This is a genomic window from Streptomyces sp. NPDC054840 (assembly GCF_053611065.1).
In genome coordinates this window covers 1-13,097 of record NZ_JBSGZP010000143.1, presented here as the reverse complement: position 1 = coordinate 13,097, position 13,097 = coordinate 1, and the positions used below count along the sequence as shown (strand labels likewise).

The window sequence follows — 13,097 nt, the reverse complement described above, 5'->3', positions numbered from 1 at the left end:
GGGTACCTCCGGCAGCGGGCGGGTCGCGCGCGTCACGGGGAGCATTCCGGCGGGTGACGCCGGGGACATCCCCGGTCCAGGGGCGATCAGGACAGGTCACTCCGTGGCGTGGTCGCGCCCCCCGGAGCCCGGGCACCAAGGCGCGCGACCTCGTCAGAGCGCCTCCCGGCGGCGCCACTCCTCGGCGAGCAGCCGGTAGGAGCGCACCCGGTCCGCGTGGACGTCCGTGATCGTGGTGATCAGCAGCTCGTCCGCGCCCGTCGCCTCATGGAGGCGCTCCAGCCGGTCGGCGACGGTCCGCGCCGAGCCGACGAACCGGGTCTCCACCCGGTCGGCCACCGGTCCCCCTCGGTCCACGGGCAGGGCCCGCGCCTCGGCCAGGGTGGGGCAGGGGATGGCGCCCTCGGCCGCGCGGATGCCGCGCACCCAGACCCGGGGTCGAGTCCCCCCGGCGTCATCGCGAACGCCTGACCCCGAGGGACGGACCCCCGTCCTGTCCCTCGGCCCCGGACGCACGCAGCCCGTCGACCGCGGCGAGCCGCGCCCCGACGTCCAGGTCCCACAGCCGTACCGTGCCGTCCGTACTGCTGCTGGCCACCGTCCGCCCGTCGGGGGCGAAGACCACGCCCCACACCGCGTTCGCGTGGCCGGACAGCGCGGCGAGCGTCCGGCGCCCGGCCACGTCCCACAACCGGACCGTGCGGTCGTTGCCACTGCTCGCGAGCGTGCGGCCGTCGGGGGAGAAGGCGATGCCCCGCGCGGAGCCGGTGTGCCCGGCCAGCGCCGCCAGGAAGCGGTGGCGCCGGGCGTCCCACAGCCGCACGGTCCCCTCGTTGCCGCTGCTCGCCAGCGTCCCCCCGTCCGGGCTGAAGGCCACACCGCGCACCGCGCCCCGGTGACCGGTGAGGACGGTCAGCTGGCGACGCCCCGCCACATCCCACAGACGGACCGTCAGATCGTCCCCCGCGCTCGCCAGGGTACGCCCGTCGGGGCTGAACACCACGTCGTTGGCGAAGTCCGTATGGCCGGCCAGGACGCCGAGCGGCCGTCGCCCCGCCACGTCCCACAGCCGTACGGTGCCGTCGGAACCGGCCGAGGCCAGGGTCCGACCGTCCGGGGAGAAGGCCACGGCGAACACGGTCCCGCCCTGGCCGGTGAGGACGGCCGGCTCTCCGCCGGCCCCCGTGTCCCAGAGCCGGATCGTCCCGTCGGAACCGGCCGAGGCCAGGGTGCGCCCGTCGGGGGCGAACGCCACCGAGAACACCGTCTCGCCGTGTCCCTCGAACGTGGCCAGGACCCGGCGCCCCGCCACGTCCCACAACCGGACCGCGTGATCGGCCCCCGCGGTCGCCAGCCGCTTCCCGTCCGGGCTGTACGCGGCGTCCCAGATCTCCGTGAACGGCCGTGTGGTCAGCGCCGCTCCCCGCAGGTCCCACAGCACCACCGACGTGTCGAAACCGGCGGTGGCCAGCAACGCGCCGCGGCTGTCCACGGCCACCCCGAGGACGTAGTCGGTGTGTCCGGCGAGCGTCGCCACCGCCCGGCCCCCGGCCACGTCCCACAGCCGGGTCGTGCCGTCGCCGCCCGCGCTGACGACCGTGGTCCCGTCCGGCGTGTAGGCGACACCGTTCACGTCGTCGCTGTGCCCGGCGAGCGTGGCCGCCGTCCGGCGGCCCGCCACGTCCCACAGCCGTACGGTGCGGTCGACGCCCCCGGTGGCGACCGTACGGCCGTCCGGGGCGAAGGCCGCCCCCAGCACCTCGTCGGTGTGCCCGTTGAGGACCGCGAGCGGACCTGCCGCCACCGGATCCCACAGTCGCACCGTCCGGTCGGCGCCGGCGGACACCAGCGTCCGGCCGTCGGCGGCGTACGCCAGGGCGTTGACCCGCCCGGTGTGACCTGCGAGGGCCGCGAGGGCGCCGTGGTCCCCGCCGGCGTCCCACAAGCCGATGGTCCCGTCGGCACCGGCGACGGCCAGGCTCCGCCCGTCCGGCGCGAAGGCCACGGCCCGGGCGCCCGTCGTACTCGCCGGGAGCGGCGTGCCGCCGCCACCACCGGTGGTGGTGTCCCAGAGCCGCGCCGGACCGTCCGTCGAGGTGGCCGCGAGCATCGAGCCGTCGGGGCTGAAGGCCACCGCGCGCACCCGCCCCGGCATGGTGAAGGTCGCGATCGTCCGGCGGTCGGCCACCCGCCGCAGGGTCACCGTCCCGTCGGAACCAGCCGTCGCCAGCGTGCCGTTGTCCGGTGCGAAGGCCACCGCGTTGACCGGCCCGGCGTGCCCGCCCAGGCGGGCGACGAAGGGCTGGGACTGGGTGCTCAGCAGCGCTCCGCGGGCCTCGCTCGTCGCCGAGGTCCGGTACGCCTGACCGGCGAGCCGCATCGAGGCCTCGGGCTGACCCGCGGTCAGCGCCGCGGACTGCAGGGCGAGCGCCCGCGACCGGGCGACGCGCTCCTGTCCGAGCGCGCCCGCGCGCTGCTGGTACGCGAGCCCGCCCGCCCCCATGGCGAGGACCAGCAGGACCACCAGCGTGGCCAGCGTCCATTGCCGAAGCCGCACCTGGCGCCCGGCCTGCCGCTCACGGCTGTCCTGCGCGTCCTGGCTCGCCCGCAGGAAGGCCGCCTCCAGCGGGCCGAGCCGGCTCCGCCCGTCGTGCTCGTCGGCCCATGCCCGGGCGTTCTCCAGCCGGGTTCCCCGGTGCAGCGCCGACGGATCGCGGCCCTCGCGCTCCCATTCGGCGGCGGCGTGGGCCAGTTGCTGGTGGACCAGCAGCCCGGCCCGATCGGCGCGGATCCAGCCGCGCAGCCGCGGCCAGGCATGCAGCAGGGCCTCGTGGGTGATCTCGACGGTGTCGCTGTCCATGGTGATCAGACGGGCCCGGACGAAGGTGTCGAGCGCGGCCGCGGCGGGGCCCGCGTCGGCCAGCTGGTCCATCAGGGCGGTCCGGCTCATCCGGCGCCGCGTGGCCCCCGTACCGTCCGCGACGTGCACCAGCCGCACCAGGACCCGGCGGAGCGTGTTCTGCTCGGCCGGGTAGAGGCGGGTGAACACCTCCTCGGCGGTGCGGGCGATCGCCCCCTGGATACCGCCGGTGCGCTCGTACCCGTCGACGGTCAAGGTGGCGCCCTCGCGCTGGCCCCAGGTGGCCAGCAGGGCGTGGGAGACCAGGGGGAGCACCCCGGAGGGCGTCCGGTCGGGCGGATCGTCACGCAGGCCGGCATCGCGCATCAGCAGCGGGAACAGGCCCGGTTCGAGGGTCAGGCCCGCGAGGTCCGCCGGGCGGGTGATCGATTCCCGCAGCTCCGCCAGGGACATCGGGGGCAGGACGAACAGCCCTCGGGTGAAGACCGGGGCCAGCTCCGGCAGGTCCAGGCAGTTCCCGGAGAAGTCGGCCCGTACGCCGAGCACCACGACGGCGGGGTCGAGAGCGTCCGGTTCCGGGCCGTCCGTTCCGGAACCGTCAGGTCCGGGTGGGGCGGCGGCCAGCGCGCACAGCACCCGGACGAACGCGCGCCGCTCGTCCTCGTCGGAACACAGGGTGAACAGCTCCTCGAACTGGTCGACGAGCAGCACCGGACGCGGGGGCGGCGGCGTCCGGTCGAGGCCGTCCGACGGGGGTCCCGCAGAGCGCCGCCGGACGGCTTCGAGCAGCCCGTGCGGCCGGCCCCGCACCTCGTCCGCGGTGACGCCGAGATCGCCGCCCAGGGCTTTCGCGGCGCAGTCCAGCAGTTCCTCCAGCGGATGCGCGGTGGGCGTGAATCGCAGCACCGGCCAGGTGTCGGAGCCCGGCATCGGGAAGCCGCCCCCGCGCAGCGCCGGCACGAGACCGGCGTTCAGCAGGGAGGACTTGCCGGCACCCGACGGGGCGAGCAGCATCAGCGGCCCGTCGCCGATCCGTTCGAAGACCCGCTCGATCAGCTCGGCCGTCGCCCGGTCCCGCCCGAAGAACCAGCGGGCCTCCCGGGAGGTGAAGGCCGGCAGGCCCCGGTAGGGACACTCGGCGTCCGCCTGCGGACCGGTGTGCGCACCAGCGTCGCCCGGGCGGTCGCCGTCGCCGTCGCCGTCGGAGCCGCGCGGCCCCGTCTCCCGGACCATCCGCACCAGTTCACCCCCGGCCCGCAGGACGTCGTCGCAGCGTCGCGCGACGTCGACGGTGACGCGCTTCGAGCCGGTCTCGATCTTGCTCAGATAGCCCTTGCTGTAGTGCGTCTGCCGGGCGAGGTCCGCGAGGGACAGGCCGTGTTGCACCCGCAGACGTCTCAGCTGTGCGGGAAAGTGCATCGCCGCGTCGTCGGACTCCTGCTGGCGATCGGTCTTCCGCCGGTGGTCCGGATCCCCCAAGACATCCCCCATGGCAGTGCGCGCCCAGGCAGCGGTACGGGAGTGCCCAGGCTACAGCGGCGGTGGGACGGACGGCCGCCTCTTCGGACCGGTACGACCGGCACACGAGCGTGCGAAGGCTCCTGGCGGGCGGCTGCGCACGCCGCCCCGACGGGGGCGCGGCTTGCCCGGACGCGGAGCAGGGGCAACGGCCGGGTGGGGCGGCGTAAGACTTTCGTCATCGGTGCGGGCATGGCGCACGGCGGCCCGGCAGCGTTGAATCCGTAGGGACGGGGCAACGCGAGGAAGAGGGAACGGCAGTGGCACTGACACGGCGGCGGGGACGGCTGTTGGGCGGAGCATCGATCGCGGCGGCGGTGGTGACGGCATTCGCGCTGTACTGGCTGCAGCCGTGGAAGTTGTGGCAGGACGAGACCGTCCGCGAGGCGCTCCCGGCCGCCGCCGCTCCGTCGAGCCCGGGCCCGGGCGCGTCCGAGGCCGTACCGGGTGCCCCGGCCGCCCCGGTGACCGTCGCCCGCGGGACGCTCATCAGTCACGAGCACAGCACCACCGGCACGGTGGAGCTCATCCGGCTCCCCGACGGGTCCCACACCCTGCGGCTGGCGGACCTCGACACCAGCAACGGCCCGGACCTGCGGGTGTGGCTGACCGACGCCCCGGTGAAGGAGGGCGTGGCGGGCTGGCGCGTCTTCGACGACGGCAAGCACGCGAGCCTCGGCAAGCTCAAGGGCAACAAGGGGGACCAGAACTACCCGGTCCCCGCCGACGTGAACGTCGCCGACTTCAGCAGCGTGACCATCTGGTGCGACCGCTTCGACGTCTCCTTCGGCGCGGCGAGTCTCGCCGCCGTGTGACGCGCGTCCGGGTCCGTCCGGGTCCGTCCGGGCAGGGGCGACACGCCGTAGGACCGGAGCTGATCCGGCGCCACCCCGTTCGGCCGTCGCCCGGAGTACGACTATCCACTCCTCCGGACGTCAAAATGCGGCCGTTTGCCCACAGGATGTGTCCAACCGCTCACGCGGTGTGGCGAGCGGTCGTCATCGCCCATAACTTCGGCATCGTGACGAACCGACAAATCAAGTCCCTCACGTGCATCGCAGTCGTCATGGCTGCAGGTCTCGGCGTGCTCGCGCCCTCCTCGGCCGCGGCCGGACGCAGAGTGCACCCGGGCGACTCGATCCAGGACGCGGTGAACTACGCCAGGCCGGGCGACACCATCACCGTGATGCCCGGCACCTACTACGAGAACGTGCTGATCACCAAGCGGCTGACCCTGCGCGGGTACGGTGCCCGGACGGTGATCAGGCCGCCGGTCACGGCCGTCAGGCCGGGCGCGCCCGTAGCGCCGTCGGCCTCCGGCGCGTCGGCGGCTCAGGCGGCACCCGGTGCGGCCCAGGCGCCGGCCGCGAAGCCGCCCGTGACCCCCGCGGCGTCCGCGCCGTCCGGCCGGGCGCTCGCCTGCTCGCAGGCCGACACCGGCATCTGCGTCATGGGGACGGCGGAGCGGCCCGTCGTCGACGTGGACATCCGCTCGCTGACCGTCTCCGGTTTCAAGCGCAACGGCGTGTGGGCCTCCTACACCGACCGGCTGAGCGTCCAGCGGGTGATCTCCGAGAAGAACGGCACCTGGGGCATCGCCCAGGAGCGGTCCACCCGCGGGCTGTTCCGCGACAACACCGCCCGCGACAACGCCGAGTCGGGCCTCTTCATCGCCAACACCGTCGACCGTGAGGGCGGCGCCACCGACACCTTGGGCGCCGTGGTCCGCAGGAACACGCTGACCGGCAACCGGATCGGTGTCACCGTCAGGCGCGTCCGCAACCTCGCCGTCTACGGCAACGACCTCACCGGCAACTGCGGCGGCATCTTCGTCGTCGGCGACGAGGGCGAGCCCGGAGCCGGGGACATGAGCATCCGCAACAACCGGATCCACGAGAACAACAAGTTCTGCAAGGGCAACAGCCGCCTCCCCGACATCCAAGGCGTCGGCATCGTCCTCACCGGGGCGGAGGAGACGGTCGTCGAATCGAACGACATCCGCGGCAACGTCGGAGCCTCCCCGCTGTCGGGCGGAATCCTGCTGTTCAAGAGCTTCGTGGGCGCGACGAACACCGACAACGTCATCCGGGACAACGTGGTGCGGGACAACAAGCCGGCGGACCTGGCCAACCAGGGGACCGGAACGGGCAACCAGTTCGTCAACAACCGGTGCGCATCCTCCGTGCCGGCCGGGATGTGCTGACGCGTGACTCCCCTGATCAGCAGAATCGAGGCCTCATGACCACGGTAAGTCCCACCCCTACGCCGATCCCGTCCCCCCAGCACACCCCCCAGCACACCCCCCAGCCGGCCATGCGCATGCGTGAGCTCGTCTTCGGCGCCGCCTGCGCCGCCGCCGTACGGGCCGCGGCCCGCCTGGGAGTGGCCGACGCCCTCGGGGAGTCGCCCGCCACCGCGGTCGAGCTCGCCACCGCGGTGAACGCCGAGCCGCTGCCCCTGCAGCGGCTGCTCCGTGCCCTGGCCTGCTACGGGATCTTCGCGGAGAGGGAGGACGGCCGGTTCGCCCACACCGAGATGTCGCACCTGCTGCGCGAGGACGACCCGCACAGCCTGCGCTACATCGCCCTGTGGTGCACGGAGCCCTGGACCTGGCAGGCATGGCCGCGGCTCGACGACGCCGTCCGCTCCGGCGGCAGCGTCTTCCAGGAGTTGTTCGGCAAGGGGTTCTTCGACTACCTGCACCAGGACGCGCACGAGTCGGCCCACGTGTTCAACCGGGCCATGACCACCTCCAGCATGCAGTCGGCCCTGGACGTCGCGGAGCTCCTCGACCTCACCGGGATCGCGGTCGTCGCGGACATCGGCGGCGGCCAGGGGCACGTACTGGCGAGCCTGCTGGAGAAGCACCCGATGGTACGGGGCGTCCTGCTCGACCTGCCGGGCGTGGCGGCGAAGGCCGACCCGCGACTGAGGGAGGACGGTCCGCTCGCCTCGCGGGCCGCCATCGTCCCCGGGGACTGCCGTGAGGCCATCCCGGTCGACGCCGACATGTACATCATCAAGAACATCCTGGAGTGGGACGACGACAGCACCCGCAGGACCCTGCGCAACGTCGTCGAGGCGGCCCGCCCCGGGTCCCGGGTCGTCATCATCGAGAACCTGGTCGACGACACCCCGTCGATGAAGTTCACCACCGCCATGGACCTGCTCCTGCTGCTCAACGTCGGCGGCGCGAAGCACACCAAGGCCGGCCTCCGCGCCCGTATGGAGGACGCCGGACTGGTGATCGGCGAGATCCGGCCGGTGAACGCGTACCTGCACGCGTTCGAGTGCACCGTGCCCGGGTGACGGCGGCCGGCATAGGACCGCACGCCTCGAGACCGGCACGAAGCCGGTCTCGAGGGCATCGGCGGTTTCGGGTGTCGCTGTCAGGCGGCCAGGGCGTTGTTGACGAGGTCGAGGAACTCGCGCGGCGACTTGCACCGGTCGGCGTCGGCCGGCAGCGGCCGGCTGTGCCGGTTCTCCAGTTCACCGACGATGCCGAGGAGTCCCAGGGAGTCCAGCCCCCACTCGTCGAAGCCAGAGTCGGGGCGGCTCGCCATGGCCGCGGGGTCGACGGTGACGCCGGCCCCCTTCTTCATCAGGGCGGCCAGTTCTTCCATGGTCAGTCGAGCGGTCATGACGGACAACTCCTCAGGCTTGGACCGGCGAACGCCGGTCGGTGATCAGGCGCATTTCGGTGCGCGCGAGGAAGCGGGAGATCTCCTGATCGGTGGTGGGGACGCCGTCCTTGGCACTGTCGAGCAGCCGGGCGAGCACGGCCGCCTTGTGGCCGCCCTCGACGCCGAGGGCCAGTGCGGGCCGCGCGTCGAGCGGGCCGCGCAGGTCGAGGAGGCGCACGACGATGTCGTCGCGCTGGAAAACGGTGCTGCCCTCGATGGGGCACGCCGGGTCGTCCACGGCCGCCTCGTCCTGCCCGGCGAGCAGCCGGGCGAGCGCCATGCCGCACCCGTCCTTCGCGGGATAGAAGAGGGCGTGCCGCCTGACGTCCGCGTGCTCGCGGCCGCCGGCCGCCACATGGTGTACCGCGGGGAGCGCCGCACGGGTGAAGAACATCCGCGCCGATCCGGGATCGCTGAGATCCCGGTCCTGTTCCAGGTACGGGTTGATGGCCTCCTCCAACGCCCGCACCTCGGGCTGCTGGGCCACATGGCGCAGGGCCGCCAGGAGGTCGCCCTCGACCTCGACCGCCCGGACGACACGGTTGCCGTGCATGAACAGCGAGGTGCGGCGCAGCCGGGTGTTCTCGTCGACCTCGGCCCGCGGGGACGTGTATCCGGCCAGGAGCTCCGCCACCACCGGCTCGCTGCCGGGTTTCACGGTGAAGGTGAGCGCGTGGCGGACCACGCCGTCACCGCGCCGCGGAGCGACCTGGAGGCTGCGCCGGGCCCCGTCCGCGGAGTCCGGTGAGAAGGCGGCGGCGGAGGGCGGGCCGGTGAGGGACGGGGGGCCGGGCGCCGGCCCCTTGCCGGTCTCCCGCAGGACGCTGAAACGCAGCGAGCGGGTGTCCCGTACGCAGCCGTGGAGCGGCTGCACCGACGCGAGGTGTTCCTCGCTGTTGACCCAGGCCAAGAACCGAGGTGCGCTCTCCCATTCGCTGGTGATGAGCCACTGCGACGGATTCTCGATCGACTGGCACAGCTCGTCGCTGATGTGCCCCGGAACGGAGGACACCTGTTCACGCAGATGTTCGTACACCTCCAGGAACTGGTTCTGCGCACCGTCGTACAGGTCCAGCAGCAGCACGACCCGAAGCCTCGAGCCGTCGAAGGCGGACTGGGATATCCGTTCCGACAAGGTTGTCATCTTCACACTCCTTCGGGACCACACGGTCGCCACGGGGGGCGGCACCACCCGAACCGATCGTTGTCCCGTAATCCGTGCGGCGCGAGAGGAGAGAACCAAGCGGGTGAACGAGCGAGGGAACCGCCCTCTTACAGGGCATGGAAGAGCCATGAAGGAAAACGTCGACCACCACGTCCCGGTCCTCATCGTGGGCGGTTCGCTGGTGGGTCTGTGCACCTCGCTCTTCCTCGGCCGGCATGGCGTCAGACACATGGTGGTCGAGAAGCACGCGGGTACCTCGAGGCACCCACGCGGACGCGGTATCAACGTACGGACGATGGAACTGTTCCGGGTGGCCCGTGTCGAGGACCGGATCCGTGAGGCCGCCTCGGTCCTGGCGGACAACCACGGCATCTTGCAGGGCGGCTCGCTGACCGGCGACGACCAGGAGTGGCTCTTCGAGGAAATCGACCCGGGTGGCGCGCTCGCGCGCTTCAGTCCGGCGGCATGGTGTCTGTGCAGCCAGAACGACATCGAGCCGGTCCTGATGTCCGTGACCCCCTCACTCGGGGCCGACCTGCGCTTCTCGACCGAACTCCTCTCCTTCGACCAGGACCCGGGCGGGGTCACCGCGATCGTGAAGAACCGGGAGACCGGGGAGCACAGCACGGTGCGTGCGGACTACCTCGTCGCCGCCGACGGGCCGCGCAGTCCCGTGCGGGAGGCGCTCCGGATCGGCCAGAGCGGCTCCGGGGACCTGTTCCACAACGTGAGCATCACCTTCCGGTCCCAGATGCTCACCCACGTGGTCGGCGACCGGCGTTTCATCGTGTGCTACCTGACGAAGCCCGAAGCCGACGGGGCCCTGCTGCCGGTCGACAACGGCGAGCGGTGGGTCTTCCACGCGCCCTGGCACCCGGACCGCGGCGAGACGCTGGAGGACTTCACCGACGAGCGCTGCGTGGAGCACATCCGCCGGGCCGTCGGCGCCCCCGACCTGGACGTCGAGGTCACCGGGAAGGCTCCGTGGCACGCCGCCGAGCGCGTTGCCGAGCGGTATGCGGTCGGCCGGGTCTTCCTGGCCGGTGACTCGGCCCACGAGATGTCGCCCACCGGGGCGTTCGGCTCGAACACCGGCATCCAGGACGCCCACAACCTCGCCTGGAAGCTCGCCGCGGTACTGGACGGCTCGGCCGGTCCGGGCCTGCTGCGGACCTACGAGGCCGAGCGGTTGCCGGTGGCCCGGGCGACGAGCGAGCGCGCCTCGGCGCGTTCGGCGGAGCACAGCCACCCGGGGTACGAGCCGGCCCACGAGCACACGTCCCTTTCCGGGTCCGCGCCCGCGGTCCTGGCGGACGCCGTGCCGGACGCCGCGCCGGGCGCCGGCGGCCGGCAGGGCGGGGTCCTCTCCGTGGCCATGGGCTACCGCTACAACCGGGGCGCGGTGCTCGGAGCCGACCCGGACCGGCCCGTCGTGCCCGACGGGATGCGACTCTGCGGCGATCCGGGCAGCCGCGCACCGCACATGTGGCTCTGCGGTCCGGGGGATCCTGAGCCCAAGTCCACCGTGGACCTCTACGAGCGCTCCTTCGTCCTGCTGTGCTCGGAGGACACGCCGTGGCGGGCCGCGGGGCGATCCGTCTCAGAACAGCTCGGCCTGCCCCTGGACGTGTACGCGATCGGCAACGGGCCGGAGGCCGACCTGATCCCGGCGAACGGCGGCGACTGGACCGAGGTGCACGGCACGACCCCGGAGGGTGCGATCCTCGTCCGCCCGGACGGGTTCGTGGCCTGGCGCTCGGCGCAGGCGGTGGCCGATCCGGCGGCCGTCCTCCACGAGGTCCTGACCACGCTGCTGGACCGGGCCTGATCCGACCGCTCCCGTTCCTGAGGACACTGAGGGCGCTGTCCGGTGGAGTGATCCACGGGACGGCGCCCTTCACCTGGCGATGATGTCGGACCGGGTCATCGCGTCGTCTTCGAGCCGATGCCCCCGGGAGTCCGCGGAACCCAGTCGGGAGTCGCCGAGGCCTGCTTCGGATCCGGCTCGCGCATCGTCACGCGCCAGCCGTCCTCTCCGGTGCTTCCGGTGAGGCGGACCACGAACGACTTGGTCTGGCCCGTGTCGTGGAAGTAGACGACGACGAGCTGCCGCACGGACCCCTCGTCGTAGAACTCCGCCGTCACCTTCCCCTTGGCCCCCTCGTGGAAGGACCGGATCCAGTTCCTGGCGGTCCGCTCGACATCCCCCTTCGCGTCGTCGGGGTCCGCGGCGAGTGCCTCCACCTCCTCGGCCTTGCCGTCGGCGAGCCGCCAGATCAGCTCCTGGGTGATCCGGAGGGACTCGGAGGTGGGGTACCCGACCACGCCCAGCGGCTCGTGGCCCGCGTAGTCGGTCGCGTACCGCAGCGCCTCCTCGTCGGCGCCGCACGCGGTGAGACCACCCCACACCAGTACGGACACCAGGGTGGCGCGTACGGCGAGGGCAGCCCTCGGGCGGGCGCTCACCGCGGAACCCTCGAACCGAGCTCGCCCGGTGTCCTCGGTATCCAGGGGCCCACGGCGGTGGCTTCGGCGGGGTCAGGCTCGGACATGCGCACCCGCCAGACCTCCTTGCGGTCCACGAGCACGGGCCGCACGTAGAGCTCCTTGACCTGACCGGTGTTGTGCAGGTAGAGCACGACGGTCTGCCGGTACGAACCGTCCTCGTAGAACTCCGCGGTGACCTGTCCGTCGGCGCCCTTGCGGAACGCGTCGATCCAGTTCTTGGCGGTCTTCTCGGGGATGTTCTCGCCCTGTTTGTCGGACACCAGCGATGCCAGCTGGTCGACGTCACCGTCGGCGATCCGCCACACCACCTCCTGTGTGACCCCCAGTGACCCCGTGGAGGGATATCCGACGACGGCGAGCGGCTGATGCCGGCTGTAGTCCCCGGCGTAGTCGTTGCCCTCGGTGTCGTACTCCGCCGAGCAGGCGGTCATCGCGCCGAGCGCCAGGGCGCAGGCGAGTGCGGCGCGCGGGACCGGTCCAGCCATACGTCCTCGGTCTTCCGGTGGTCATCGAGCGGTCTCGATGGCGAGAGCAGCAACGTACTGCGCTGGCCGGACAGTTCGATCCGCCAAACGGACAAGAGGGACACAACTCGCCCCCCAGTGACGCAATTCACTCAGTGGCTGAATTTCGACCCTCACATGACTTACCTCGCCGTCGCGGGACGTCCGACGGCACCGTCCAGCATTCAGGCTCCGGGTCGTCGCCGACGAGGCCCGCGACGTGGTCGGTGATCATGTCGAGGATCTCGGCCGCGATCTCGTCGTCGCCGAGGACGAGGTGGTTCAGTGTCAGCCCGTCGGTCATGGCCGCCAGGTAGCGGGCCAGCACGCTCACGGGCACGCGGAGTTCGATGGCCATGTGGTGCCGGAGCTGCTCGATGAGTTCGGTGTAGGTGTCGCAGTACCGTTCGTACTGCCGCCGCGCCAGGTGCTCGAAGTCCGGTCGGCGCAAGGCGTACTGGGTGAGTTCGTAGGTGAGCATGTGTTCGCCCGGGTGGGCGGACACATGCTCCCAGTACGCCTGGAAGCCCGCCCGGACGGTCTCCCGGAGAGTGGCCTTCGGCTGGATCGCCTGCCTCACCAGGGTGACGCTGTGGTCGGTGATCGCCGCGATGACGGATTCGAGCAGGGCCTGCTTGGAGTCGAAGCAGTAGTGGAAGACGCTCAGGGACACGCCCGCCTCGGCGGCGATCGACCTGGTCGTCGTCCCGGCGACGCCGTCGCGGGTCATCGCGCGGATGGCGGCCTCGGTCAGCTGCCTGCGCCGGTCGGCCGAAGGCATCCGTGCCATGGGCGTTCCTTTCGGTTCGTGCCGCGGTGCGTGGTGCGTCCTGCGTGGTCCGTGGTCCGTGGCGCGCGGG

The 13,097-nt window shown here is 72.3% G+C and carries 10 protein-coding genes and 2 pseudogenes; 5 read left to right on the top strand and 7 right to left on the bottom strand.

Annotated elements, in window-relative coordinates; all coding sequences use genetic code 11:
• Window positions 1–153: 153 nt before the first annotated feature.
• Both ACWGIU_RS13330 and ACWGIU_RS13325 read right to left on the bottom strand, forming a co-directional pair.
• Window positions 154–462, bottom strand: a pseudogene (locus tag ACWGIU_RS13330) (LLM class flavin-dependent oxidoreductase); the annotation flags it as partial.
• Window positions 455–4,351, bottom strand: a complete 3,897-nt coding sequence (locus ACWGIU_RS13325) for an nSTAND1 domain-containing NTPase (protein ID WP_453705288.1) — start codon at window positions 4,349–4,351, stop codon at window positions 455–457. The pseudogene ACWGIU_RS13330 and the gene ACWGIU_RS13325, both read right to left, overlap by 8 nt.
• Before the next feature lie 287 nt (window positions 4,352–4,638).
• Between ACWGIU_RS13325 and ACWGIU_RS13320 the strand changes: the two genes are divergently transcribed.
• From ACWGIU_RS13320 to ACWGIU_RS13310, 3 genes are all read left to right on the top strand, one after another.
• The gene (locus tag ACWGIU_RS13320; RefSeq protein WP_453705286.1) at window positions 4,639–5,193 is read left to right on the top strand and encodes a DM13 domain-containing protein; all 555 of its coding nucleotides are present in this window, start codon (window positions 4,639–4,641) and stop codon (window positions 5,191–5,193) included.
• A 251-nt stretch (window positions 5,194–5,444) separates the two neighbouring features.
• Entirely contained in the window at window positions 5,445–6,581 is a 1,137-nt protein-coding gene (locus ACWGIU_RS13315) for a right-handed parallel beta-helix repeat-containing protein (RefSeq protein ID WP_453705292.1), read from the top strand.
• A gap of 35 nt (window positions 6,582–6,616) precedes the next feature.
• Window positions 6,617–7,687 (top strand): methyltransferase, encoded by a 1,071-nt coding sequence (locus ACWGIU_RS13310; RefSeq protein ID WP_453705284.1) that lies wholly within the window; start codon window positions 6,617–6,619, stop codon window positions 7,685–7,687.
• 80 nt (window positions 7,688–7,767) lie between these two features.
• On the opposite strand, the gene ACWGIU_RS13305 is transcribed toward ACWGIU_RS13310, so the two are convergent.
• Window positions 7,768–8,019, bottom strand: coding sequence for an acyl carrier protein (locus ACWGIU_RS13305; RefSeq protein ID WP_030388264.1), 252 nt, complete (start codon window positions 8,017–8,019; stop codon window positions 7,768–7,770).
• Window positions 8,020–8,032: 13 nt separating this feature from the next.
• Window positions 8,033–9,205 (bottom strand): SchA/CurD-like domain-containing protein, encoded by a 1,173-nt coding sequence (locus tag ACWGIU_RS13300; RefSeq protein ID WP_453705282.1) that lies wholly within the window; start codon window positions 9,203–9,205, stop codon window positions 8,033–8,035.
• 148 nt (window positions 9,206–9,353) lie between these two features.
• Here ACWGIU_RS13300 and ACWGIU_RS13295 point away from each other — a divergent pair.
• Window positions 9,354–10,490, top strand: a pseudogene (locus ACWGIU_RS13295) (FAD-dependent oxidoreductase); the annotation flags it as partial.
• Window positions 10,491–10,601: 111 nt separating this feature from the next.
• Window positions 10,602–11,054 carry an aromatic-ring hydroxylase C-terminal domain-containing protein gene (locus ACWGIU_RS13290; protein ID WP_453705290.1) on the top strand — a complete coding sequence of 151 codons (453 nt, stop codon included), beginning with the start codon at window positions 10,602–10,604 and terminating at the stop codon, window positions 11,052–11,054.
• 95 nt (window positions 11,055–11,149) lie between these two features.
• On the opposite strand, the gene ACWGIU_RS13285 is transcribed toward ACWGIU_RS13290, so the two are convergent.
• The 3 genes from ACWGIU_RS13285 to ACWGIU_RS13275 all read right to left on the bottom strand — a co-directional run bounded on the left by ACWGIU_RS13285 (window position 11,150) and on the right by ACWGIU_RS13275 (window position 13,027).
• Window positions 11,150–11,692 (bottom strand): hypothetical protein, encoded by a 543-nt coding sequence (locus tag ACWGIU_RS13285; protein ID WP_453705280.1) that lies wholly within the window; start codon window positions 11,690–11,692, stop codon window positions 11,150–11,152.
• A complete protein-coding gene (locus ACWGIU_RS13280; RefSeq protein ID WP_453705278.1) occupies window positions 11,689–12,219 on the bottom strand; it encodes a hypothetical protein in 531 nt (176 codons plus the stop codon). Before ACWGIU_RS13280 ends, ACWGIU_RS13285 begins: the two co-directional genes overlap by 4 nt.
• 127 nt (window positions 12,220–12,346) lie before the next feature.
• Complete coding sequence (locus tag ACWGIU_RS13275) at window positions 12,347–13,027, bottom strand: TetR/AcrR family transcriptional regulator (protein WP_453705276.1); 681 nt, start codon at window positions 13,025–13,027, stop codon at window positions 12,347–12,349.
• Window positions 13,028–13,097: the final 70 nt, after the last annotated feature.

Coding starts and splice junctions, on each gene's coding strand:
- ACWGIU_RS13325 (WP_453705288.1), bottom strand. CDS start 4,351: ATGGGGGATGTCTTGGGGGATCCGGACCACCGGCGGAAGACCGATCGC.
- ACWGIU_RS13315 (WP_453705292.1), top strand. CDS start 5,445: ATGGCTGCAGGTCTCGGCGTGCTCGCGCCCTCCTCGGCCGCGGCCGGA.
- ACWGIU_RS13310 (WP_453705284.1), top strand. CDS start 6,617: ATGACCACGGTAAGTCCCACCCCTACGCCGATCCCGTCCCCCCAGCAC.
- ACWGIU_RS13305 (WP_030388264.1), bottom strand. CDS start 8,019: ATGACCGCTCGACTGACCATGGAAGAACTGGCCGCCCTGATGAAGAAG.
- ACWGIU_RS13300 (WP_453705282.1), bottom strand. CDS start 9,205: ATGACAACCTTGTCGGAACGGATATCCCAGTCCGCCTTCGACGGCTCG.
- ACWGIU_RS13290 (WP_453705290.1), top strand. CDS start 10,602: ATGGGCTACCGCTACAACCGGGGCGCGGTGCTCGGAGCCGACCCGGAC.
- ACWGIU_RS13280 (WP_453705278.1), bottom strand. CDS start 12,219: ATGGCTGGACCGGTCCCGCGCGCCGCACTCGCCTGCGCCCTGGCGCTC.
- ACWGIU_RS13275 (WP_453705276.1), bottom strand. CDS start 13,027: ATGGCACGGATGCCTTCGGCCGACCGGCGCAGGCAGCTGACCGAGGCC.